The sequence below is a fragment of the Prosthecobacter sp. genome (genome assembly GCF_044222345.1).
GTDB lineage: Bacteria > Verrucomicrobiota > Verrucomicrobiia > Verrucomicrobiales > Verrucomicrobiaceae > Prosthecobacter.
In genome coordinates, this window is the sequence record NZ_JBGANL010000021.1 from 15,085 (window position 1) to 37,842 (window position 22,758).

Here is a 22,758-nt window from a genome sequence, read left to right on the forward strand (position 1 = left end):
ATGAATCAAATCGACCTCAAGGATAGAGTTGCCATCGTCACCGGTGGCGCACGCGGAATCGGCCACGCCATTGCAGAGCGCATGCTGCGCTCAGGTGCAGGCGTCTGCCTCTGGGATATTGACGCAGCGGCGCTCGAAGCGGCCAAAGCGGAACTCTCCGCCCTCGGCAAAGTGCACACCGCCACCGTGGATCTCACCAGCATCACCTCCGTGGAAGCTGCCGCCGCATCCACCATCGGCGCCTTCGGCAAGATCGACATCCTCGTGAACAACGCAGGCATCGCCGGAACGAACGCCAAGACCTGGGAAACCGACCCCGCCGAATGGCAGCGCGTCATGGCCATCAATCTGAACGGCCCCTTCCACTGCTGCCACGCCGTCGTTCCGCACATGCTCAAAAACGGCTACGGCCGCATCGTGAACATCGCCTCCATCGCCGGTAAAGAAGGCAATCCCAACGCCGCCCACTACAGCGCCTCCAAGGCCGGTGTCGTTGCGTTGACCAAATCCCTCGGCAAGGAGCTCGCCACCAGCAACATCATTGTCAATGCCGTCACCCCTGCGGTGATCGAGACGGACATCCTCAAGCAGCTCACGCAGCAGCACATCGACTACATGCTGTCCAAGATCCCGATGAACCGTTTCGGTAAAAAAGAAGAAGCCGCCGCCCTCGTCGCCTGGCTCTCCTCCGAAGACTGCTCCTTCACCACCGGAGCCGTCTTCGATCTCTCCGGCGGACGCGCGACCTACTGACCGCTTCGCGATCGACTGGAGACTCTCTCTGAATCAATCTCTCGAAGAGCCCATTTGACTCGTGCCTGGTGATCCTGATTGCATCAGGGGCACCAGGCTGTGTTTGAACAGCTGATGAGTGGTCCAAGCCCGGGTGACGGGGCGATTGCCCCCATCACAATCCGCCACCATGACCTCAGACCGGAATGGCTCTGGCTCGTTCGTATTCCTCATTGATGAGGCAGAGGTCACCAAGGGCGTCTTTGAGGGGATCAATTTCTTTGGCACTGAAGCCGAGGTGGAGGTGCCTGCGCCAGCCTTCGGCGTATTCGAACCGGCCGGAGAGCCTGCCGATGGCGCGGGAGGACTCGTCCATGCTGATGAGGTAGGAGTCCATGCCCTGGCTGACATCGAGCCAGTGCTTCTGGCTTTCGTGGGCGGCCAGGGATTCGCGCTTGAGTTCGTGAACGCTGGTGGTGTCCACATACTGCCCGGCCTGGAGTTTCTGGCGCAGGGGATCGCACTGGCCGTGCGGCATGGCGTGATAGACGGTCACGTCATGCGAGTAGGAAGGCAGGTGGGGATCGGTCTGGAAGTTGGGAATGCAGTGTGAGAACGCAGCCGTGACAGCGAGGCGGCATGCCTGCATGTGGTCCTCCATGTAGTCCGCGGGTCCATGCGTGAGGACGATGCTGGGCTGGGCCATGCGCACAACGGCGGCGACTTTGCGCAGGTTGGGCACGGAGTAGGTCAGCTCCAGGTCATCACAGATGGGTGGATAGAAAGTGGCGCCGAGGATGCGTGCGGCCTCTTTTCCTTCTTCAAGACGTTTCAGGGTCGTGGTGGGTCCGTCCATCTGCACGGAGCCGCCGTTTCCGGTGCAAAGGTTGATGTAATGGATGTCCCAGCCGCGCTCTTTGAGCAGCAGCAGGGTTCCGGCGGCGACGAATTCGATGTCGTCAGGATGGGCGAAGATGGCGAGGGCGGAGGGCATTTGGGGGAAATGACGAAATCAGAACCGAACGAAGTGAGATAGACGACTAAAAGGAGCCCCTCGAAGGGGGGAGCGAAGCGAAATTAATGACGAATGTCGAATGACGGATTTACATCGCGAAGATTTTGTCCATGCGTTCGGTGAGCATCTTGAGGCCGTTGGGGTTGATGCCGCCGCGCTGTTCGCTGATGGCCCAGCCGGTGTAGCCGACGTCATCGAGGGCTTTCATGATGGCTGGCCAGTTGTTGTCGCCTTCGGTGAGGTCGCAGTCGAAGCCTTTGTAGATGCCTTCCTCCTTCATCTTCTTGGTGCTGTATTCTTTGACGTGAATGCGGTTGATGCGCTTGCCCAGTACCTTGATCCACTGCTCCGGCCAGCCGAAGCGGAGCACGTTGCCGATGTCAAAATGCCAGCCGACGATGGGATCGCCGACTTCATCGAGATAGCGCACGGCTTCGAGGGGGCTGAGGATGAAGTTGTTCCAGACGTTTTCGATGGAGATCTTCACGCCGAGTTCCTTGGCCAGCGGCACGGCCTTTTTGATTTCGGCGATGGAGCGCGTCCAGGCCACGTCATAGGGCACCGTCTCGCTCACCACGCCGGGCACGACTAGGATGGAATCAGCGCCGTAGGCCTTGGCATCGCGCAGAGTGGTGAGCACGCCCTGCAAACCTTCCTCGCGGATTTTGGGATCGTCATGGGTGAGAGTCTGCTTCCAATGCGTGTGGCAGCACACGCTCGCGGCCTGCAGGCCGGACTGGCCGAGGGCGTCGATGACTTCCTGCTGATTCATGCCGCCTGCAGGCTCGACACCTTCGTAGCCTGCCTCTTTGGCGGCTTTGTAATTCTCCATCAGTGTGGCCCCCTTGAGGCGCAGCGTGCCGCCCATGATGGCCTTGCGCAGTTTGCGGGCGGGTTTGGCGGCTTCCTGAGCGGTGATGCCACCAGAGGCGGCGAGGAGAGCGGTGGTGGAGAGAGACTGGATGAAGTGACGGCGTGAAGTCATGGTGTGAGAATACGCACATCCATGGCGTGAGTTGTCACAAACCGTCAATACAAAGTTCAGGCATTAGGCGATGCCTAATGCCTGAGATGAGAGAGCTTTTTTTGGAGGAACTGGCAGCCATGGCCGGCACCTGGCTCAGCCATTCTTCGCGAGCAGCGCCTTGGCCGCTTTTTCGATCTTCGGCAGCAGATTCGCTGGAAGTTCGGTGAGCAGAGGAAGCACGGGGCCGGTCTGAGCCACGCCCGCGAGTTCGACGGCGTGATGCAGCACGAGGATAGGGCTGTGGGCATTGCGCAGGTCTTCGAGGGCGACGAATTCCTCGCGGATCTTTTCAGCGGTGTCCCAGTCTTTCTTCAAGATGGCCTGAAGCAGGGCGGTGGAGCGGGAAGGGGCGATGCAGACGCAGCCTGCGGTGAAACCGGTGACGCCGAAGTCACGCAGATGGATGATGGATGGCTGCTCGCCGATGCCGCTGACGATGAGCTTGGTGTCCACCAGCTTGATGAGCTTCTTGAGATAAGGGTCCTTCTTTGGATCGGGCTCGACGATGGCGTATTTGATCCAGGAGATCAGGCCGTCATTGACGAGTTCGGCGGCGAGTTCGGGAGTGATGTAGGAACCGTCCTTGATGTAAAGCACGGCCTTGATGCCGGACTTCTCCACGAAATGACGGATGGCCGTGGCCACACCGGCGGGCTTGGAAGGGAACAGTGTAGGAAGAAGCATCGCCGTGGGGAAGGCGAACTCGCTCAAAATTTTGGCCTGATCCATGGCGGTGCCGTACATGGGTCCGACAGAGGGGACGACCCACATGTCATCCGGAGAAATGTCCACCAGCATCTTCAGCAGGGAATGGTACTCACTGGGGGCGATGTTGTAGAGATTGGCATTGCCTCCGTAAAGCAGCGTGCGGATGCCGCCTTTGTGCATGTGCTTGATCAGGCGGCTGTTCTGCGACTTGGCCAGAGACAGATCCTTGTTCCGGCACAGCGGCGGCACGGCGATGACGGAGGATTGCAGATCTTCAAAGGTAACGGGGGTGGTCTTCATGGATGCACTCACAGGAGCGCGGACAGCGGCGGCTGCAAAGAAAAACCGGTTCAGTTTTGGGGGAGGTTTACTGTCCCTCGATGAAGCTAAGAAGATCAGCCATGTCTGCAACGCTCATGCCGGTCTCCAGTCCTTCCGGCATCAGACTCTGGCCGGTGGAGCTGCTGCCTTTAATCTCCGAACGCTGCAGGGTCTTTTCGATGCCGCCCATCATCTTGAGCGTCATGCTTGATGCGGTATCATTCGTAATAATACCCGCCAGTGTCTGGCCGTCCTTCGTATTGACCGTATAAGCAATGAACTGAGAGGCAATCTCCTTGTGGGGCTCCAAAATGGCCGTAAGCAGGGTCTCACGCCCCTTAGTCTTTACTGTGACAAAGTCCGGCCCCACCTGCAATCCCAGCGTTCCGGCGCGATGGCAGGCCATGCAACGCGCCATGTATTGCATCTGGCCTTTTTTGGCATCGCCTTGGGCGGTGATGGCGGGTTTGAACTTCGCCGTCACTTCCTCGCGTGATGGCGGAATGACGGAAGCGAGGGCTGTTTTGGCAGCAGCAGCGACCTTGGGGGACTTGTGCTTGAGAAGCGCCTGCACTTGGGAGGCGGAGAACTCGGTGGGCTTCACCATGCCGGATTCCAGCAGGGCCAGGGCGCGGTCTTCGCGGGAGAGAAGAGCGTCCAGGGCGGCCTCTTTGGCTTTGGGGCCATAGGCGGGCCAGGTGGCGAGCAGGGACTTTGTCACCACAGGAGAGCTGCCCTGCGCGAGTGTGCGGATGGCTGCAGTTTGTATGGCATCGGGCTGACCTTGCGCGAGGCATTGAGTCAGGGCATCGGTGGCTTCTTTGGAGGAGGTGAGACCAAGGAGTTCGATGGCTTCAAGGCGGGAGGCGGAAGATGCTTTGCCATTGAGCGCGGCGGCAGCCGCTTTGTTGAATACCGCAGCAAATTGGTCTTTGGGATCGACATCGGAGATTTTGAGGCCGGCCCGGCGAACACCTGCCAGATAAGACTGAATGAGGCTGGTTTCCTGCCAGTCGGTGGTCAAATGCTTCACCCATTGATTGTCGCTGCGGTTTGCGGGATCTTTGGCAACGGTCTCCAGAAGCTGCCCCACGAATTTGAGCAGCTCAGGTGACCTGTCAGTCTCGGATTTCATGATGTGAAACAAAAGCAGAGCATCGCATTTGTCCGGCGCAGAGACGATGGCGCTGATCTCCCGAGGGCTGGACAGGTTCTTCTTCAAGCCTGCCCAGATGTCTCCAATGCGCATCTCCCACGGGCTGCCCATTCCTTCTCCTGCGGTGAGTTTGGGCGGGAACAGTGCAGGCAGCGACAGAGTGGCCTGAAAGCGCAGTCTTTCTGATTCATCCCCCAGCATGGTCAGCAGTTTATCCGTCAGCTGCGGAGTCCGCTTGTGAGAGCGTTCAAGCGCTACAATTGCGCGTTCTCTGACATGAGCATCTTGATCATTCAGGCTCCGGAGGAGGATTTCTTCTGAGATTGTGGCAAAGCCCTCCAGTGCCCCCAGCGCATGCAGCTTGGCCAGCGCATTGTTTCCACCGAGCACCTTCTCCAGCAGCGGCACCGCCGACTTGTCCTGTCGCTCATACAGCAATCGCTGGGCCGTGTCGCGATGCCAGCCGTTGGGATGGCCGAGGGTTTGCACGAGTTCTTCGGTGCTGGCTTTGCCAAGGGCCACCTTCTGGCCGATGCGCTGGGCGCCTTTCTCCGGGACGATGCGGTAGATGCGTCCGCGGTCGTTGCCGCTGTTGAGGTCGATGTGCTTTTTGATCTCGTCGGGGATGCTCCAGGGGTGCTCGATGACCTCACGGTACATGTCGCAGATGTGCAGGCAGCCGTCGGGGGCGTTGGCGAAGTTCACCACGCGCACCCAGGTGTCCTTGCTGGCGGCGAATTCAAAGCCGTGTTCGTCGGCGGGGCGTTCGCCGATGAGGCTGATGCCGTCGGCGCTGGGTTTGATGATCTTACGATGCACGAGCTGGCCGCCCGCATCTCCGGTGAAGCTGTTGTTCACGAAGTCGGAGCCGTAGGCATCTCCGCGATAGATGGTGGTGCCGGTGGCGCCGGTGAAGTAGCCGCTGACGCGTCCGCCGCCTTCCACCGCACCTTTCACCACACCGGCGATGCGCCAGCGCGTACGGATGATGCGCCAGGGCTCGTCGGGGCTGAGGCGAAAGACCTCCGCTGCACCGCCATCTACCGCGATGCTTTGCCGTGCAGGTGGCATGGGGTAGTAAGGATTGCGGCTGGCGTATTTGTCGTCGTAAACCCAGTACTGCAGGTGGTCGGAGTTTGAGCAGCCGAATTTACGGCCGTAGTTATCAAAGCTCATGCCATACTGCGCGCCGCCGCCTTCGAGTCCGAACTCCAGCGTGCGCGGATCAAACCAGAAGTCCTTGCCGCCGAGTTCGATGCCGGGCAGTTCCGGACGTTTTAGGCAGGTCATCACGCCGCGATTGCCGCCGCCTGCGAGGATGTGGATGCGATTGTCCTGGCCCCACATGGGGCTGTTGGCGAGGCCCTGCACATTGAGGAGTTTCAAGCCGGTGCCGAAGCCGGTGAAGACTTTTTCGCGCACGTCGGCCTTGCCATCCCCATCGGTGTCTTTGAAAAACCACAGGTCGGGCGTGGCGATGACGAACACGCCGCCGTTGGCGCAGATCAGACCGGTGGGCCAGGCGAGGTCATCAGCGAAGACCTGGCTCGTCTCAAAGTGGCCATCGCCATCTTTGTCCTCCAGCATCGAGACACGGCCCAGGTGCGGTGTGACATCGCGCATCTCGCTGTAGTCGATCATCTCGCAGGCAAACATGCGGCCATTTTCATCGAAGCTGACCGCGATGGGCGAACGCACCTGCGGTTCATTGGCGGTGAGTTGGAGCTTGAAGCCTTTTTTCACCTGCCAGGTGGCGATGGCGTCTTTCGGCGCTACAGCGGGATAACGTGGCAGGTCCTTGGCGGGATCCACGGCGACGGGATTCTTCGTTTCGCCGTAGGCCTTGGCGTAAGTTGTCTTCGACTTGATGCCATCCGCTTGCGCGAGAAGCGTGGTGTTTAAGGCGAGCAGCAACAGGAGGGAGCAGGCGGCGGTCGAAGTCATGGCAAGATCATACGGAATCCTGCGGCAGCATGAACAGCCGAAAGTCGCTCAAGGTGGTATTCTTGTGCTGATACCCTAGGGCGGCTGTCTCACAGCACGGAGTCATTCACCACTTCGTTGCGCTCGTTGAGCAGCAGACGCTTGGGAACGATGGGGTGCTCGCTCTGGCCCCAGGCCATGATGGTGACGCGGTGGCCGGTGTTGATGAGGTGGGCGGCGGCACCGTTGACGATGATCTGCCCGGAGCCGGCAGGGGCGGGGATGACGTAGGTTTCCAAGCGCGCACCGTTGGTGATCGAGGTCACCAGTACTTTTTCGCCCACCCAGAGGTCGGCTTTTTCCATGAGATCGGTCGGAATGGTGATGCTGCCTTCATAGGCGATGTTGGCATCGGTAATGGCGGCACGGTGGAGTTTGGATTTGAGGCAGGTTCTAAGCACCCTCCAGAGTGCTTCATTCATGCCGGGGGTCAAGTATTGGCTGCCTGAATGGATTGGTTTGATGGAAGCGCAGAACGGTGGAAGATGCGGTAATGAGATACCGCGATCAACGCCGCTCCGAAGCCCCGCCGCCCCGCCCGCACTTCACCCCCCGCAAGAGCATGGGGCAGAACTTCCTGCAGGACGAGGAGATTGCCCGGTGGATTGGCGATCAGGTGCAGCCGGATGGCGCTGATATTGTGGTGGAAATCGGACCCGGCATGGGTGCTTTGACGAAGCATTTGGTGGGCAGGCCGAAGAAACTTATTTTGATTGAGAAAGATTCCCAGCTCGCGCCGGAGCTGCAGAGCCAGTTTGAAGGGCGCAGTGATGTGGAGGTCATCCACAATGACGCCACGCGCATCAATCTGCGTTCCTGGTTCAAGCATGGTCCGCTGCGCATCGTGGGGAATCTGCCGTATTCGGTCGGCGGCGAGATTTTGAAACACTGGCTCACGCCGCCGTCGCCAGTCGGGTGTGCGGTGTTCATGTTGCAAAAAGAGGTGTGCGACCGCCTCGCCGCCACCTGCGAAGACGATGCCTACGGTGCGCTGAGCCTGCTGGTGCAGAAGGACTGGAATGTGGAGATGCTGCGGGTGGTGCCGCCGGAGGTTTTTGTGCCGAAGCCGAGGGTGGACTCCGCCATCATCCGCCTCACGCCGCGAGATCCCGCCACGCTGCCGGTGTTTGATCACATGCTGTTTGACCGGTTGGTGCGCATGGGTTTCTCGCAACGCCGCAAGCAGTTGAAGAACCTGCTGCCTGAGGCCCCCGGTGGCTGGGAGGCATTGATCGAGGCGCTGGGGGTGACTGCGATGGTGCGTGCGGAGGCGTTGTCTTTGGCACAGTGGATTCAGATCGCCCGTTATTATGAACAGCGCCACGAGGCCGATGCGGGCCAGAAGGCGAGCGAGATGTTTGATGTGGTCAATGAGCGCAATGAGGTCATCGAGCAGCTCACGCGCGGGGAGGTGCACAAGCGCGGCCTGCTGCACCGTGCGGTGCATGTCTTTGTGATCAACAAACGCGGATTCATCTACCTGCAGCAGCGGTCACATCTCAAGGATGTGTCACCGCTCAAGTGGGACAGCAGTGCCGCAGGGCATCTGGATGCCGGGGAAGGCTACGCCAGCGCTGCGGTGCGGGAACTGGGAGAGGAAGTGGGCATTCACGTGGAAGCCACGGAGCTGGCGGCGCAGATTCCAGCGGGAGACAATACGGACCACGAATTCGTGGAGCTACGCATCGCGCGGCATGACGGGCCGATGCGCTGCCTGCCGGAGGAGATCGCCACGGGGGATTGGTTCAAGCCTGAGGATATCAGCGCATGGGTGGAGGCCAGGCCGCAGGATTTTGCGAAAGGGTTTGTGACGTGCTGGAAGGCGTGGATGCAGAAGTAGCTGAGGGCAATTTTACCCAATGCGAGCACGTCTGAGGCGGGCAAGATTGCCCGCACTACTTACCGCATTGTCCGCGGAATAAACAGCGACTGCATCCCCGCTGCGTTCGCGGCCTGGATGCCGCTGTTGCCGTCTTCGAGGACGAGGCATTCACTGGGGGCGATGCCCATCTGCTCGGCGGCGAGGAGGAACATGTCGGGGGCGGGCTTGCCGTGTTTGACCCTCTTGGGAGTGATGATGATGGGGAAGAGGTCGATCAAGCCGGTGGCGGTCAGGCAGCCGCGCACGGTGGACTCTTCGCTGCCGGAGGCCACGGCGATGGGGAAACGACCAAAGAGCGATCGGGCGAACTCGGCCACGGGGCCGACGGCCTGCACTTCAGGGATGCGTTGGGCGAAGATCTCCATCTTCAGTTCGTCCACGCTGACGGGGTCGACATAGGCTCCGTGCTTTGCATTGAGCAGCTTCACCACATCCTGCTCCTTCATGCCTGCGTGCGCATAAAACTCCTCTTCGGTGAACTCGTAGGGCGCATCGTGCTGCCTCAGGGCCTCCACCCAGGCGACGTAGTGCAGCGGCATGGAATCGACGAGGGTGCCGTCGCAGTCGAAGATGTAGGCTTGAAAGGGGTAGTCGGGAATTTCGAGGGGCATGTGAGGCTGTCATAAACCTCACGGGCCTGCAGGGGGCAACCAAAAGTCGTACTGAGCTTCAGCTCGTTCTGGGGAGGCTCCGCTAGTCCCCCAGAATCCAGACCGAGCTAAAGCTCTCGACTACTTCACGCCGCACGATTCACCGCGCTGAGCACCGCCTTGATGGATGCCAGCTCGATGTTCGTGTCCACACCTGCGCCCCAGATGGTTTTGCCGCTGGCGGTTTTGATCTGGATGAAGGCGAGGGCGCTGGCTTCAGTGCCGGAGCTGAGGCTTTGTTCGCGGTAGGTGGCCACTTCAAAGGCGGGTGCGCCAGCGTCCTCGATCAACGCCTCGGCAAAGGCGGCGATGGGGCCGTTGCCCTTGCCGGTGATGCCGCGCTCCTGGCCGTTGATGACGAGGCTGCTGCGGCAGGTGAAAACGCCGTCCACACCGTCGGCATGGAAGTGGTGCAGGGCGTAGGGTGTTTCGCGCTCGATGTATTCCTTCCAGAACATGTCCTTCAATTCGGCAGCGGTGACTTCGCGGCCCAGCTTGTCCACGATGTCGTTGGCCAGCGGGCCGAACTCGCGCTGCATGTCCTTGGGCAGTTCGATGCCGAATTCGCTCTCCAGCAGGTAGGCGACACCGCCCTTGCCGCTCTGCGAATTCACGCGAATGACCTCGCGGTACTCGCGGCCGATGTCGTTCGGATCGATGGTGAGGTAGGGCACGTCCCAGATGGATTTGTGTTCCTCGTAGCCAGAAAGCCCCTTCTTGATGGCATCCTGATGGCTGCCGCTGAAGGCGGTGAAGACGAGCTCGCCTGCGTAGGGCTGGCGCGGTGGCACGGTCATGCCGGTGGTGCGCTCATACATGTGGATGAGGCCGCTCATGTCGCTGAAGTCCAAGCCGGGAGAGATGCCATGCATGTAGAGGTTCATGGCCACCTGAACGATGTCCAGATTGCCGGTGCGCTCGCCATTGCCAAACAGGGTGCCTTCCACGCGGTCGGCACCTGCCAGCAGGCCGAGCTCCGTGGCGGCGGTGCCGGTGCCGCGATCGTTGTGCGTGTGCAGGCTGATGATGAGGCTTTCGCGGTTTTTGATGTTCGTGCAGATCCATTCGATCTGGTCGGCATACACATTGGGCATGGCCACCTCGACGGTGTCGGGCAGATTGAGGATCATTTTGTGCTCGGGGGTCGGTTGCCAGACGTCCATGACGGCTTCGCTGATCTCCTTGGCAAATTCGACTTCCGTGGCGCTGAAGCTTTCGGGCGAGTACTGCAAGGTGACCTGAGTGCCGCCTGCGGTGAGGCGATGCAGGCGGTCCTTGATCATCTGCGCGCCTTTGATGGCCACGGTGACGATCTCCTCCTTGGTCTTGCCAAACACGTACTTCCGCTGCGCGGGAGACGTGCTGTTGTACATGTGGATGACGACTTTCCTGGCACCGATGAGGGACTCTACGGTTTTCTCGATCAAGTCCTCGCGCGCCTGCACCAGGCACTGGATGGTGACATCATCGGGGATGCGCTTTTCCTCGATGAGGCGGCGGTTGAACTGGAACTCGGTGTTGGAGGCGGAGGGGAAGCCGACTTCGATTTCCTTGAAGCCGCATTTCACCAGCGCATCAAACATCTCCAGCTTTTGGGAGACATTCATCGGCACGGCGAGCGCCTGGTTGCCATCGCGCAGATCGACGCTGCACCAGATGGGCGCGTGGGTCAGATGGCGGGAGGGCCATTGACGGTTGGGGATGGAGACCAGCGGAAAGGGCTGATACTTGGAGGACGGATTTTTCAACATGACAAAAACAGAATGGAAAGGATTAGCGAGATTTCAGGCGTGCGCAGGATGGATTTTCCTGACCTGAGAGAAACAGCCGCGACGTGACGGCAAAGGGCATGACGAGGAAACACGGGCCGCCTACCCTAGCGTAAGTCGCAGGGAGAGAAGAAGAAGTGCCTTGGCGGGCGTGGTCATGGTATGAGTATCAAAGCAGGGAAGGGAGAGTAGTCAAGAGAGTCAAAAGAAGACGGCAAGACCTGTCTGTCGTGAATGGCAAGATCCTGCCTTGAAGGGAGGAAGAGTCGGAGTAGGAGGAAGAGGAAGATTTCACCGACTTTTTATGACCCGATTCCGCCCCTGCATTGACCTTCACGATGGCCGCGTAAAGCAGATTGTGGGCTCGTCGCTGCGGGATGATGGGACGGGGCTGAAGACGAACTTTGTGAGCGATCGCGATGCGGCGTGGTATGGCGAGCTTTACAAGCGCGACGGGCTGACGGGCGGGCATGTGATCCTGCTGGGGAAGGGCAATGAGGAGGCGGCGAAAGCGGCCACGGGCGCGTTTCCGGGCGGCTTGCAGGTGGGCGGAGGGATTCGCCCGTGCAATGCGGCGGAGTATCTGGAAGCGGGAGCGAGCCATGTGATCGTGACGAGCTACCTGTTTGAGACGGATGGCACCTTCAATCAGACGCGGCTGGACAAGATGGCGGCTGCGGCTGGCAAGGAGCGGCTGGTGATTGATCTGAGCTGCAAGGCGACGGCGAAGGGCTGGACGGTGGCGATGAACCGCTGGCAGACGCTGACGACGCTGGAGGTGACGCCGGAGTCGCTGCGATTTTTGGCGGGGCATTGCGCCGAATTTTTGATCCATGCCGTGGATGTGGAAGGCAAGTGTGAGGGGATTGATGAAGCTCTGGTGAGTTTCCTGGGTGAGCATTCGCCCATCCCGATGACGTACGCGGGCGGCATCCGGCACCTGGATGACCTGAAGCGCATTGATGCGCTGAGCCAAGGGCGCGTGGATGGCACAGTGGGCAGCGCGCTGGATTTGTTCGGTGGCACCGGGGCGAGGTATGAGGAGCTGGTGGCGTGGAATCGCAGGCAGGGGTAGCACGGGCAATCTTGCCCGTTGAGAAAGCTCTGTTCGCGGGCAGGATTGCCCGCACTACCTCAAGCATGGAATGGCCGATGGCAGAGGTTAGGCGTGCGTTTCTGCCTGCCAAGAAAACGGTTGTGGCGGGCAGGAGTGCCCGCTTCACTTCAAGCTCATGAAAATCATCCGCTACTCCGACTTGCAGGGAAACACCGCATACGCCGCGCAGCAGGCCGATGGCTCGGCGCTGGTCATTGAAGGTGACATCTTTGGAGAGCACCACGTGACGGAGCGCAAGGCGGAGGTGGCGAAGCTGCTCGCGCCGGTGCAGCCGTTTGCCATTGTGTGCATCGGGCTCAATTACAAGAAGCATGCGGAGGAGACGAAGGCGGAGCTTCCGAAGCATCCGGTGGTGTTCATGAAACTGCCGAATGTGGTGCAGCATCCGGGAGAGCCGATCCTGCTGCCGACGAAGCTGAAGAGCGACAAGGTCGATTACGAGGCGGAGCTGGCGGTGGTCATTGGCAAGAAGGCGAAGAACGTGAGCCGGGCCGATGCACTGAATTATGTGCTGGGCTACACCTGTGGGAATGATGTGAGCGCGCGCGACTGGCAGAAGCATGGCGGCGGCGGGCAGTGGTGCCGTGGCAAGTCGTTTGATACGTTTTGCCCGCTGGGGCCGGTGCTGGTGACGGCGGATGAGATTCCCAATCCGAACAGCCTCGCGATCAAGACGGTGCTCAATGGCGAGACGATGCAGGACTGGAACACGAGCGACATGATCTTTGATGTGCCGACGCTGATCGAGTTTCTCAGCGGCAGCACGACACTGATGCCGGGCACGGTGATCCTCACCGGCACGCCTCATGGCGTGGGGGCGGCGCGCACTCCGCCTGTTTTTATGAGAGATGGGGATGTGGTGAGCGTGGAGATCGCGCAGATCGGGACGCTGACGAATCCGGTGAAGGATGAGGTGTGAGCAGCGCCACTGGAGCGCGGAATTTATTCCGCAGCACTCCGCTTGCACACCCGGTTCCAAAGTCTTCCCGCGACGTTTTCGAAGCAACCGCCTCTTCTGATTGCGGCATTCGTTGTAGGATACCCACGTCTTGCATGAGCGAATTGCTGCGGAATAAATTCCGCGCTCCAAAAACACCAGTCACTCCTCAGCATTCCTGCGCTTTTTCGAGCTCGCTGATGAGCTTTTCGTAGCGGCGCTGGGGGCAGCATTCTTCGAGCAGGGCGCGCAGGGCGGCTTTCTTTCGCACGAAGTGGAAGGCGATGATGTCGCAGACGGCTTCGGCTTCGTCCATTTCTTCCAGTTCGTGGCGCATCTGCTGCATGCTTTCACAGCTGTCATCCGTGGGCGGTGGCAGGAGATCCAGCGCGCGTGATTTCAGCTGGCGCAAGATTTTGGTGGGAGCGTGCTGGGTGAGCACGGGCTCCACACGGGCGATGCGGAAGGGCTTCATCTGATCCCAGCCGGTGATGCGTACGCGGCAGACGCCGTAGAGCATGACCTGCGAGGTGCCGTCGGGGTTTTTGACCGAGCAGCGGATCAAGCCCGCAGTGGTGACAGGGAGGACGTCATTGGCACCGTCTGAGACACCGACGCAGAACATGCGGTCGGTTTGCAGCGCATGGTCCAGCATGCGGCGGTAGCGGTCTTCAAAGATGAACAGCGGCAGATGACAGCCGGGGAAGTGGTAGCAGTCGTCCAGCACAATCACCGGAAGACTGTGCGGAAGCACGAAGCCTTTGGCAGAGAATGTTTTTGACGAGATATCCATGAATGAGGTTACACGCGGGGATACGCGTGCATGGCTGCGATGGTTCCTTGTTTCGTTTGCAAACGCCAGTGAATCATTTGAAAGGGGCGGGAAAGCACAGGATACGCAGGCTTTCGAGGTCCGGGTGCGACGAATCTTTCCACCAGAGGCGAAGCTCCTGCGTGCTTGTTCCAGTCATTCAAAGCGGAAGGAGTAGACGTCGGCGTCTTTGAGCACCCAGCGCAGGCGTATGGGCTTTCCGGCAAGTGCTGAGACATCGCTGCCAGCCTTCCAGGCGATGACCCGGTCGATGTCGTCGTAAGAGATCGGCTTGCAGTCTTCCAAAGCAAAACCGGGGAGGGGTTTATGGTCGGCATCCTGGATTTCGACCGCCACGGAACCCGCCGCGCCGGTGGAGAGATTCAGATGCAGCGCTTTGCCGGCGAAGATGAAGGGCTTGGTGGTCATCTCACCGCCTGCGTAATCGGCGTGCAGCGAGGCAAAACCATCGAGGCGCAGGGTGCAGCGCTGCAGCAGCGCGGTGCTTTGCCCGTAGTGGCGCTCCACGTAGAGGGACATCTCTGATTTGCCGGTCTGCACGACACCACAGGCGGGGTAGTTGCTGCGGCTGGTCCAGTTGCGGAAGTGCAGGCCGGGACGGACGAAGCCATCCATGAAGCTGCGGTTGTAGGCGGTGGAGCCTGCGCGGCTGGTCATGAGCACGGCTTCGGAGCAATCTTTGATCAGGGCAGGGTAGGCTTTCGTGTCTTCGACGAGATATTTTTTGGCCTGCTCATCGAGCACATCTTTGCCGGGCATGAAGCGTGCAGCGGTGGAGATGTAGAGATGGGGCGCATTGAAATAGGGGTTCGTCTGGCTCACGTAGATGTGGTCCGCCAGCGGCTGGTCTGAGGTCATCTGCACGGCATCGGTCCAGGTGAGGAAGTCCTTGCTGGTGGCGCGGCTGACCCAACGAACGCCCTTGGGTTTCCAAGTTTTTTCATCGATCACGCCTGCGGTGAAGACGCGGAAATAGGCCACGTAGCACTGCTCCACTTCAGACCAGAACGACACGTTCTGGGAATCAAACGCACCTTTGGTGATGACGGCCGCCTCCTGCATTTTCTGCCAGTGCAGACCATCGGCGGAGACAAAGGCGCTGAGGCCGCCGGACTTGCCGCCGAGGCCTGCGAGCGCCTTGTAGCGCTGCTCTTTCGGCACGCCGGGGCGGCGGTCGATGAACGGCGCGAAGTTGTGCGTGTAGGGTGCCAGATTGGCCAGCATGACGTTGTTGTCCTTGCTGCCATTGATCTCATGCAGGCCGAGTTTGGGCTTCACCCATGTTTTGCCGTCGGCAGATTCGGCGTAGCAGGTCACCTCACCGCTGGTGCCGTCTTTGAAGCCCGCATTGCCCCGGTAGTACATCTGGAATTTCTGCGCCTCGTCATTGTGAATGACGGTGATGTAGGCGCTGAAGCGGCCCTCCCAGGGCTGGTCAAATTTCACTGCAACGCCCGCCTCTTCGGGATGGTGCAGTCGCAGCGTGGTGCCCTGCATTTGGTCGATGAGGAGCTTGTCCACGAAGAGCTCACGACGTGAGCCGATGTTGGTGACTTCAGCCGAGGCGAGACCGGTGCAGAGGAGGAAGGGCAGGAGAGAGCGGCGCATGCTCTCTCATACAGGCGGCGGGGCTGGGATGTTGCAAAGCAGTCATGAGGTTCGCTTCGCAGCAGCTCGTTCTGGAAGATCGCGGAGCTTTCCAGAACGAACTAAAGTTTGGGACTACTTTAAAGACTCTTCAAATAGGCCACGATGTCGCTGATGGACTGCGGGGTGAGTCCGAGTTGCTGGGGCTGATACATGAGGGAGCGATCCATCTTTTTCACGCTGGCGATGCGTGCCTTTGGCACGGTCTGCACGAGGCCGCCCATGCATTTGATCATGACGGGATCTCCGCTGGAGAGAATCATACCGCTGATGGTGAGGCCGTCCTTCGTTTTGATCTCGCTGCCTTCGTAGCCGTGGGAGATGTCGGCGGAGGGATGGGCGATGGCCTGCGCGATGACCTCGCTCGGCTGTTGTTTACCGAAGGTGCTGAGATCGGGGCCGAACTCGACGCCCATCTTGCCGACCTTGTGGCAGGTGAAGCAGACGGCGATGGCGGCCTGGCCGCGCTTGGCATCGCCAGGGAGCTGGGCGATCTCGGCACCGGTGGGGAGCTTGGGTGCGTCTTTCATTTCAGGCGGCATCTCGACAGCGACGAGCTTGACCTTGGCAGGATCATACAGGCCCAGGGCCTTCATGCCGCTTTCCACATCATAGGACTGCCAGTCGTTGCCTTTGCGATTGAGCAGCCACCACTTGGCAAGGTCCTTCAAGGGGAAGTCCTTGGTGTTGGCGAGTTCGATCATCGCGCCTGCGGCTTCGCGGCTTTTCACAAAGGCGAGGCCGGTGAGCATGAGCTCGCGCTGGTCTTCGCTGAGCTTGGTATCAAGAGCGCGGGTCTTGAAAGCTTCCACTGCAGCAGGGGGGTGCAAACGCCAGGCGATCCAGGCCTGGGCATCAGTCCAGGCAGCGGGCTTGTCCTTGCAGATGGCGGCGTAGAGTTCGGCTTCCTTGCCTTCAGCACCAAGGCCGAGCGCTTCGAGATAGGCGCGGTCCTTGCCGTCAAACTGCTGCGCGAGCTTCACCAGCAGTGGCAGGCTCTGTGCGGCGGGCACTTCACGCAAAGTAAGAGCGACTTCACGGCGCACCGCAGCGGAGGAATCGGTGACCATCTTGGCGGCCATGGCCAGCACGTCCACACCTGCACGGCGCAGGGCACGGTAGGCGACGAGGCGCTGATCTTCGGATTTGGATTCAAGCCATGGGGTGACCTGAGCCACGCCTTCGGAGCCCATCTGCGCGAGCAGCCATGCGGCGCGTGCGGCGATGAAGGCGTTGTCATCCTTGAGCAAGGCGGCGACGGCAGGAACGGCTTTCGCACCTTGGGCCTTCAGCGCGGTGAAGCCGCTGTAGCGCACATTCGGCGCAGGGCTTTTCAGTGCGGCGATCTGACCTTCCATGGTGTCCAGCTTCAGCTCAGGCACCTTGGAAACAAAGCCCTTCGGCGCGATGCGGTAGATGGTGCCGGTGTAGCGCTCGTCCAGCGTGCCGTGGCCGCCCACGCGGGCGTCGAACCAGTCGGCGACGTAGATCGCGCCATCGGGGCCCACCGTCACATCGCTGGGGCGGAAGCGGGTTTTGAGTTCGCCCGTTGGCTTGCCGCCGAGGAAGTCGGAGCCGGCAAATTCCTTCTCCTTGTTGGAAGTCATGAAATCAAAGCGCTCCATTTTCCAGCCAGCGCCATCGAGCTTAGGGAGGTAGCCAAAGACCACGTTCTTGCCCGCTTCACAGGCCAGCAGCAGGCCGTTCCACTTCTTGTCGAGCGCGCCGTTTTCATAAAAGCCCACGCCGGTGGGAGAGCCGCCGCCATAGACATCGCCAGCGGGCATGGTGCCGGGATCTTCCTGACGCCATTCGGCGGTGGGGGTGTCCTGGCCGGGGCGTTTGTCCGCACCCCATGAGCGCAGACCGTCGGCGGACGCAAAGCCCGCGTTGCCGCCTTCCATCACGGGGGACACGCGACAGGCAGGCGGGTCGTCGTTGTCGCTTTGAAAGACATCGCCAAAGGAGGTGATGGTCTGCTCGTAGCTGTTGCGATAGTTGTGACCGATGATGGTGACGTTTGTGCCATCGGGGTTCATGCGAGCGGTGAAGCCGCCGATCCACACATGGCCGTCGTCGCTCTTCTGCCCGGCGATGTCCTGCATCATGTACGGGCTGCCCATGCGGAAGGTCTTGCCGGAGTGATCGGTGAATTTTGCGCCGGTGTTGCCCTGATTCCAGTACCACTGGCCGTCAGGCCCGGCTGTGACGCTGTGCAGGCTGTGATCGTGCTGACGTCCGCCGAAGCCGGTGAGCAGCACATCGCGCTTGTCCACGGCGGGGTCGAATTTGCCATCGCCATTCACGTCGGTGTACACGAGCAGGTCCGGCGGCTGGGAGACGATGATCTTGTTGCCAAGGGCGGCGACGCCGAGTGGCGCGGCGAGTGCGGACTCCTGCACGAAGACGGTGCTCTTGTCGGCACGGCCTGAACCGGTGGTGTCTTCGAGCACGACGATGCGATCACCCTCCGGCCTGCGGCTGCCTTTGCTGCGGTAGTTCACGCCTTCCGCCACCCAGAGGCGGCCCTGGGCATCGAAGTCGATGTTGGTAGGATTGAACAAGGCGGGCGAGGTGGCCCACACGGTCACTTCCAGACCTTCGGGCACGGTGAAGAGATCCGCAGGCACGGTGGTCTTGCCGTCATCCACGATGGGAGGCGCGGGCTTGGGGGCATTCGGCGGTGTTTCCGTATAGACCTGAAATTTCACGGATGCATTGCTGGTCTTGCCGCCGCGCTCCATGCCGCCGTCATCAATGGCCGCCTGGGCGGTGAAGCCCGCCACGCCCTTTGGCAGATCATAGACGATCACCGAGCGCGCATGCGTGCCGATGCCGTTTTCAAACTTCTGGCCTTTCACGAGCAGCGCATCGCCCATGGCGGATTTGCCGACGCGTGTGCCACCGGAGCCCTGGCTGGCGGCTTTCCATGGCAGCTTGGTCAGGTCTTTGATGGAGCCATCCTGCATGACGAGCTTCGGCTCCAGCCAGTCCGCCCAGTCACAACTGATGCCGTCTTCATCCGAGACGACGAGGTAGAGTTCCTTGGCTCCTTTCAGCGGCACGTCCACCTTGACCAGCCGCGGCGAGTTCGCGGCGGTAGTGAGCTTGGGGCTTTCGAAAACTGGGGCGGCAGCGACGGCGCAGGAGGCGGAGGCGAGCAGCGCGAGGAGAGTCAGATGGCGGGACGTCATGGATGGAAGGACTGGGAAGGAATCGAAGCCTTATCCCAGGGCGGAGCGTGGGAGGGATAAGACCTTTCCAGAGAGAGTCCCAGCTCTCAACTAGTTTGGCTTGTGGCGTGGAAAACATTCTCCACATTCGGCGCATGAAGTCCTTCCTGCTTTTTCTGACGGCTGCACTGCTTTCTTCCTGCCAGACCACCACCGAGGAGTATCACGTGGGGAGCGTGGCCGAGGCGAAAGCGTTTGCGCGGAGAGCGGTGGAGGTGGGCTACATTCACGCAGGGGGCGAGGCGGCGCTGGCCGCGGAGAAGTCCGTGGGCAGGCCGCCTGAGGGCAAATGGAGCCCGCAAAAGATCGACAACTTTCTGAACCAGTATGCGGCGGAACATCCGCGCCTGATGGAGATCAACAAGGCGGCAAGCACGGGGAAGATTAGCGAGAAGGAGAGGGTGATCTTGGTGAATGTGCTGCGCGGGCAGGAGGAGCGGCTGGCCGAAGCCCAGCTCGCCGAGCGGCAGGCCGCTACGGACGTTCTCAATGAATCAGCGATGATCAACAGCCAGAGCTCGTCGTATCGGCAGAATTCGGCACTCATGCAGGCGACGCCGCAGTCCGGATATTCTGGGTATGGGACGGGGTTTGGTGGCAGAAGTTTTTGATCTAGGGCGCTGAATTGAATCCTCAGCAGGTCGTTCGCGTGGAACGAAAGCGTTCAGCGCTCGAAGAGCATCAGTTGCGGATCGGGATCCTCTACCATTTGGACGGGGTCGTCTCCTGCCTGAGCCACGGGCGGCGCTATCGCACGCAGGGCCTGTTCACTTTTGTTGCGGGCAAGATTAGCGGTGGTGGAGACGCGGTAGGCTTCCAGCAAATCGCTCTCATAGGGGCGGAAAAGGGCGCGCAATCCGTCCGCCTTCATACCCGGCTGCATCCACGCAAGGGCGGATTCGCCCTCAAGAATGAGAGGGCTGCGGTCGTGGAACTTCGCCATGTAGCGTCCCGGCGGCGTGGTGACAACGCTCATGGAAGTGATGGCAGCCCCGCTTTCGAAATCCTCCGGGCTGCGGCTTTGCCATACATCCCAGATGCCGGCCAGCAAGACAGGCGCATCGTCCGTGCGGTGGATGAAGTAGGGCGTGGTGCGGTCAGGCCACTCAAGCCAGCCCTGCACGGGGATGAGGCAGCGCTGGCGTAGGATGGGGCCGCGGTAGGAGGCCAGGTCAAAGATGCTCTCGCACCGCGCATTGAAGGTGAGTCCGAACTTCTTTGCGACCTCCCTTTTGCCGCCTTTGGCCCATGATGGAACCAGTCCAAAGCGCATGCGCTCGATGCCGATCTCGTCAGCCTGCATGGTCAGCACGTCCGCGTAGTCCGTGGGGCAGATGTTGTGGATCACCGGCACCTCGGACTTCAGGTCCTCGTCCTTTTTCCGGGGTCGTCGTTCAATCCGCAGTTTCTTCCCCGCGAGCGAAAGCGCGGGGATCTTCGCGAACTGGTTCAGACGGCTGCACATGGAGCGGGCAGGAAAGCGCACTCATGCGCAGAGGCAAATCAGAACTCGTGTGGCAAGCCGCTCAAGGATGTCCGTCAGACACCCCCTACGAAACCAAGTTCCAGCCATTGATCAAGCTGGTGCGCCCGCCAGGAATCGAACCTGGATATGCGGCTTCGGAGACCACCATTCTATCCGTTGAACTACGGGCGCGTTGTTCGGGGAGCGATGCTTCGCATGGGCACCGGAGTGCGGCAAGTCGTTTTCAAGGTGGAGGGGCCACCTTTTTTTACAACAACTCGTGCTTGTGGGTGCCTGCTTTGGCGGAGGACTGAAATTTGTGCCAGCGGAAGGGCTCCACCACCTGGCCCCAGAAGCTGCGGGGCATGGCGGACTTGATGCCGATCTCCACCGGGGGGCGGCGGTTGGTGTCGTCGTAAAACGTGCCGAAGATGATGTCCCACAGCATGAGGTTTTCGCCGTAATTTTTATTGCCTTCACGCAGGTCCATGGAGTGGTGCCAGCGGTGCAGGGCAGGGGTGTTGAAGATGTAGTTCAGCCAGCCGAAGCGCATCTGGATGTTGGCATGCGTGAGAAATCCGATGTAGGCCGTGATGGCCCCGAACCACAGCACCACGCTCTGCGGCGCACCAGCCAGCGCCAGCAGCGGTGCGGAGAAGAGGGCGCTCTTGAGGGTGTCGATGATGTGAAAGCGTCCGGTGTTGAAGAACCACAGCTTTTTGGAGCTGTGATGCACCGCGTGAAACCACCACAGCGGCATCCATTCATGGGCAATGCGGTGCGCCCAGTACAGGCCAAACTCCGCGATCACCAACCCCAGCACCACCTGGAAGAACATGGGCCAGTGATTCGGCCAGTATCCTGTGCCGAGATCCCCGCCCACCACGGAGGCAAGGCCGAGCCAGGTGGCTGAAATGATGAGGAGCTGCACGAAGGATTTGGTGAAAGCCGTGTGCGCCAGATCTGGAAACTCCTGCCCGTCCGACTGCAGCCAGGCCTTCTCATGCGGATACACGCGCTCCAGCACGTAGAGCAGGGCGGCGAGGCTGAAGTAGGTGATGTTGAAGGCCAGCGGCCCTTGCTTGTGCGCGATGCCGATCCCGGTGGGGATCAGTGCTGCGATGAGGATCAGGGGCCAGAGCAGGTATTCGAATATCTTGCGGAGCATGGGGTTGTTTTACAAAGCAGGAATTGTGCGGATTTCCAGTGCGGATGTGGGGAGATGATGCGCGGGGATTGCGGGGACGTGGGGAGAAAGGGGAAGGGAAAGAGCGGGTGAACTGGCCCCACATTCGATTTGCTTTGGCTTACCCCATGGCACTAGGATGGAGTCCTAAACATCAAGCTTGGACATCACCATGAAATCACCCCTCGCCCTTCAGTCACTGTCAGTTTTCTGGGCCTTGTCCATCCTGACTCTATTCATGGGCCACACTACCAGCGCAGAAGAGCCTGCGTTCAAATCTCCCACCGCCGCCAGAGCCCAGATCCGCTACCAGCAGAGTACCGCTGCCGCCTCAAAGCGTTTGGTGGATGAACTGGATCGCACCCTGACTTATGCGGTGAAGGCAGGCGCGCTGGAAGAGGCCAACCAGATCAATGAAGCAAAAAAACAGGCGGCCACTGGCGCTGCCATCACGGTCGATTTCAAACGGCAAAACCTCATCACCGCACGAAACATGTACCGAGACGCCCTCGTGGCAGCCAAGGGCCAGTACTTCCGCGATCTGGAGCCGGCGCTTCGGGAGACCACCAAGGCGGGAGACCTCCCGGAGGCAAACGCCATCGACGCTGTGCGCAAGACCTTGGAAAGCGAAGTGGCCGATGGAAAGATTACCGGCAAGATCGAAAACGGCCTTCTTCTAACTTTAGGGGGCAAGCGCTCCGTGTGGGACAACAAATCCATCACCCTGCCATCCAAGCAAACCGCCGTCACCTTGGAAGGTGTCCTGCTGCTGACCGGAAAAGTGCGCAGTGTGAAGCTCCGCTCCGCCAAGGCCAGCGGCAGCGAGCGCCTGAAATTCACAGTGGACGGGAAGCTGTGCGAATTCCAAACGGAAGGCAGCAACCGCCACAGCTATGTTGTCGTCACACCCCAGCCGGGATCAGACAAACTGCGCCTGCGGCTGGGCGACTCCATCGCTGCAAACGAATGGGTGTTTGGCCCGCTGGAGTGGTCCATCAATGACGGCCAGTGGCGCGAGGTCCCACGACGTAGCATGATCGCGGTGGAGTGAAGACCTTTCATGGAGGCCCCGGGGTCTTGAGTGTGATCTACCGGCGT

Annotated in this window: 18 protein-coding genes and 1 tRNA gene; 6 read left to right on the forward strand and 13 right to left on the reverse strand. The window is 60.3% G+C overall.

Annotated elements, in window-relative coordinates; all coding sequences use genetic code 11:
* Positions 1–753: an SDR family NAD(P)-dependent oxidoreductase gene (locus ACILSL_RS13020; RefSeq protein ID WP_395732472.1), complete on the forward strand. Its 753-nt coding sequence runs from the start codon at positions 1–3 to the stop codon at positions 751–753.
* Between the two features lie 175 nt (positions 754–928).
* Here the strand turns inward: ACILSL_RS13020 and ACILSL_RS13025 are convergent, their stop codons facing one another.
* The 5 genes from ACILSL_RS13025 to ACILSL_RS13045 all read right to left on the reverse strand — a co-directional run bounded on the left by ACILSL_RS13025 (position 929) and on the right by ACILSL_RS13045 (position 7,364).
* Positions 929–1,726 carry a PIG-L deacetylase family protein gene (locus ACILSL_RS13025; protein WP_395732473.1) on the reverse strand — a complete coding sequence of 266 codons (798 nt, stop codon included), beginning with the start codon at positions 1,724–1,726 and terminating at the stop codon, positions 929–931.
* A 109-nt stretch (positions 1,727–1,835) separates the two neighbouring features.
* Positions 1,836–2,732 (reverse strand): sugar phosphate isomerase/epimerase family protein, encoded by an 897-nt coding sequence (locus ACILSL_RS13030; RefSeq protein ID WP_395732474.1) that lies wholly within the window; start codon positions 2,730–2,732, stop codon positions 1,836–1,838.
* A gap of 135 nt (positions 2,733–2,867) precedes the next feature.
* Positions 2,868–3,782 carry a dihydrodipicolinate synthase family protein gene (locus tag ACILSL_RS13035; RefSeq protein ID WP_395732475.1) on the reverse strand — a complete coding sequence of 305 codons (915 nt, stop codon included), beginning with the start codon at positions 3,780–3,782 and terminating at the stop codon, positions 2,868–2,870.
* Between the two features lie 67 nt (positions 3,783–3,849).
* A complete protein-coding gene (locus ACILSL_RS13040) occupies positions 3,850–6,903 on the reverse strand; it encodes a PVC-type heme-binding CxxCH protein (RefSeq protein WP_395732476.1) in 3,054 nt (1,017 codons plus the stop codon).
* A gap of 89 nt (positions 6,904–6,992) precedes the next feature.
* The gene (locus ACILSL_RS13045) at positions 6,993–7,364 is read right to left on the reverse strand and encodes an aspartate 1-decarboxylase (RefSeq protein ID WP_395732477.1); all 372 of its coding nucleotides are present in this window, start codon (positions 7,362–7,364) and stop codon (positions 6,993–6,995) included.
* A gap of 71 nt (positions 7,365–7,435) precedes the next feature.
* On the opposite strand from ACILSL_RS13045, the gene rsmA reads away from it, so the two are divergent.
* Positions 7,436–8,782, forward strand: a complete 1,347-nt coding sequence (gene rsmA / locus ACILSL_RS13050) for a 16S rRNA (adenine(1518)-N(6)/adenine(1519)-N(6))-dimethyltransferase RsmA (protein ID WP_395732478.1) — start codon at positions 7,436–7,438, stop codon at positions 8,780–8,782.
* Positions 8,783–8,841: 59 nt separating this feature from the next.
* On the opposite strand, the gene ACILSL_RS13055 is transcribed toward rsmA, so the two are convergent.
* Positions 8,842–9,435, reverse strand: coding sequence for an HAD family hydrolase (locus ACILSL_RS13055; protein WP_395732479.1), 594 nt, complete (start codon positions 9,433–9,435; stop codon positions 8,842–8,844).
* Positions 9,436–9,560: 125 nt separating this feature from the next.
* Positions 9,561–11,225: a 2-isopropylmalate synthase gene (gene leuA, locus ACILSL_RS13060; RefSeq protein ID WP_395732480.1), complete on the reverse strand. Its 1,665-nt coding sequence runs from the start codon at positions 11,223–11,225 to the stop codon at positions 9,561–9,563.
* A gap of 322 nt (positions 11,226–11,547) precedes the next feature.
* Here leuA and hisA point away from each other — a divergent pair, with 322 nt between their 5' ends.
* Together hisA and ACILSL_RS13070 are read left to right on the forward strand one after the other, a co-directional pair.
* Positions 11,548–12,318, forward strand: coding sequence for a phosphoribosylformimino-5-aminoimidazole carboxamide ribotide isomerase (gene hisA / locus ACILSL_RS13065; protein ID WP_395732481.1), 771 nt, complete (start codon positions 11,548–11,550; stop codon positions 12,316–12,318).
* A 157-nt stretch (positions 12,319–12,475) separates the two neighbouring features.
* A complete protein-coding gene (locus tag ACILSL_RS13070; RefSeq protein WP_395732482.1) occupies positions 12,476–13,279 on the forward strand; it encodes a fumarylacetoacetate hydrolase family protein in 804 nt (267 codons plus the stop codon).
* 187 nt (positions 13,280–13,466) lie between these two features.
* Here ACILSL_RS13070 and ACILSL_RS13075 read toward each other — a convergent pair whose 3' ends face one another.
* From ACILSL_RS13075 to ACILSL_RS13085, 3 genes are all read right to left on the reverse strand, one after another.
* Positions 13,467–14,090 carry an LON peptidase substrate-binding domain-containing protein gene (locus ACILSL_RS13075; protein ID WP_395732483.1) on the reverse strand — a complete coding sequence of 208 codons (624 nt, stop codon included), beginning with the start codon at positions 14,088–14,090 and terminating at the stop codon, positions 13,467–13,469.
* Positions 14,091–14,264: 174 nt separating this feature from the next.
* Complete coding sequence (locus ACILSL_RS13080; RefSeq protein ID WP_395732484.1) at positions 14,265–15,737, reverse strand: hypothetical protein; 1,473 nt, start codon at positions 15,735–15,737, stop codon at positions 14,265–14,267.
* A 119-nt stretch (positions 15,738–15,856) separates the two neighbouring features.
* Positions 15,857–18,970: a PVC-type heme-binding CxxCH protein gene (locus ACILSL_RS13085; RefSeq protein ID WP_395732485.1), complete on the reverse strand. Its 3,114-nt coding sequence runs from the start codon at positions 18,968–18,970 to the stop codon at positions 15,857–15,859.
* A gap of 134 nt (positions 18,971–19,104) precedes the next feature.
* Here ACILSL_RS13085 and ACILSL_RS13090 point away from each other — a divergent pair, with 134 nt between their 5' ends.
* Positions 19,105–19,620: a hypothetical protein gene (locus tag ACILSL_RS13090; protein ID WP_395732486.1), complete on the forward strand. Its 516-nt coding sequence runs from the start codon at positions 19,105–19,107 to the stop codon at positions 19,618–19,620.
* A 53-nt stretch (positions 19,621–19,673) separates the two neighbouring features.
* Here the strand turns inward: ACILSL_RS13090 and ACILSL_RS13095 are convergent, their stop codons facing one another.
* The 3 genes from ACILSL_RS13095 to ACILSL_RS13105 all read right to left on the reverse strand — a co-directional run bounded on the left by ACILSL_RS13095 (position 19,674) and on the right by ACILSL_RS13105 (position 21,642).
* On the reverse strand, positions 19,674–20,474 hold the full coding sequence (locus ACILSL_RS13095; RefSeq protein ID WP_395732487.1) for an SOS response-associated peptidase: 801 nt from the start codon (positions 20,472–20,474) through the stop codon (positions 19,674–19,676).
* Between the two features lie 117 nt (positions 20,475–20,591).
* Positions 20,592–20,666 (reverse strand) — tRNA-Arg (locus ACILSL_RS13100).
* 76 nt (positions 20,667–20,742) lie between these two features.
* Positions 20,743–21,642 carry a sterol desaturase family protein gene (locus ACILSL_RS13105; protein WP_395732488.1) on the reverse strand — a complete coding sequence of 300 codons (900 nt, stop codon included), beginning with the start codon at positions 21,640–21,642 and terminating at the stop codon, positions 20,743–20,745.
* 190 nt (positions 21,643–21,832) lie between these two features.
* On the opposite strand from ACILSL_RS13105, the gene ACILSL_RS13110 reads away from it, so the two are divergent.
* Positions 21,833–22,711 carry a hypothetical protein gene (locus ACILSL_RS13110; RefSeq protein WP_395732489.1) on the forward strand — a complete coding sequence of 293 codons (879 nt, stop codon included), beginning with the start codon at positions 21,833–21,835 and terminating at the stop codon, positions 22,709–22,711.
* Positions 22,712–22,758: the final 47 nt, after the last annotated feature.

Bases quoted from the DNA above. Each gene is read 5' to 3' on its own strand.
- ACILSL_RS13075 (WP_395732483.1), bottom strand. From the start codon at position 14,090: ATGGATATCTCGTCAAAAACATTCTCTGCCAAAGGCTTCGTGCTTCCG.
- ACILSL_RS13095 (WP_395732487.1), bottom strand. From the start codon at position 20,474: ATGTGCAGCCGTCTGAACCAGTTCGCGAAGATCCCCGCGCTTTCGCTC.
- hisA (WP_395732481.1), top strand. From the start codon at position 11,548: ATGACCCGATTCCGCCCCTGCATTGACCTTCACGATGGCCGCGTAAAG.
- ACILSL_RS13040 (WP_395732476.1), bottom strand. From the start codon at position 6,903: ATGACTTCGACCGCCGCCTGCTCCCTCCTGTTGCTGCTCGCCTTAAAC.
- ACILSL_RS13105 (WP_395732488.1), bottom strand. From the start codon at position 21,642: ATGCTCCGCAAGATATTCGAATACCTGCTCTGGCCCCTGATCCTCATC.
- ACILSL_RS13035 (WP_395732475.1), bottom strand. From the start codon at position 3,782: ATGAAGACCACCCCCGTTACCTTTGAAGATCTGCAATCCTCCGTCATC.
- ACILSL_RS13045 (WP_395732477.1), bottom strand. From the start codon at position 7,364: ATGAATGAAGCACTCTGGAGGGTGCTTAGAACCTGCCTCAAATCCAAA.
- ACILSL_RS13110 (WP_395732489.1), top strand. From the start codon at position 21,833: ATGAAATCACCCCTCGCCCTTCAGTCACTGTCAGTTTTCTGGGCCTTG.
- ACILSL_RS13085 (WP_395732485.1), bottom strand. From the start codon at position 18,970: ATGACGTCCCGCCATCTGACTCTCCTCGCGCTGCTCGCCTCCGCCTCC.
- ACILSL_RS13025 (WP_395732473.1), bottom strand. From the start codon at position 1,726: ATGCCCTCCGCCCTCGCCATCTTCGCCCATCCTGACGACATCGAATTC.
- ACILSL_RS13055 (WP_395732479.1), bottom strand. From the start codon at position 9,435: ATGCCCCTCGAAATTCCCGACTACCCCTTTCAAGCCTACATCTTCGAC.
- ACILSL_RS13020 (WP_395732472.1), top strand. From the start codon at position 1: ATGAATCAAATCGACCTCAAGGATAGAGTTGCCATCGTCACCGGTGGC.
- ACILSL_RS13070 (WP_395732482.1), top strand. From the start codon at position 12,476: ATGAAAATCATCCGCTACTCCGACTTGCAGGGAAACACCGCATACGCC.
- rsmA (WP_395732478.1), top strand. From the start codon at position 7,436: ATGAGATACCGCGATCAACGCCGCTCCGAAGCCCCGCCGCCCCGCCCG.
- ACILSL_RS13080 (WP_395732484.1), bottom strand. From the start codon at position 15,737: ATGCGCCGCTCTCTCCTGCCCTTCCTCCTCTGCACCGGTCTCGCCTCG.
- leuA (WP_395732480.1), bottom strand. From the start codon at position 11,225: ATGTTGAAAAATCCGTCCTCCAAGTATCAGCCCTTTCCGCTGGTCTCC.
- ACILSL_RS13090 (WP_395732486.1), top strand. From the start codon at position 19,105: ATGAAGTCCTTCCTGCTTTTTCTGACGGCTGCACTGCTTTCTTCCTGC.
- ACILSL_RS13030 (WP_395732474.1), bottom strand. From the start codon at position 2,732: ATGACTTCACGCCGTCACTTCATCCAGTCTCTCTCCACCACCGCTCTC.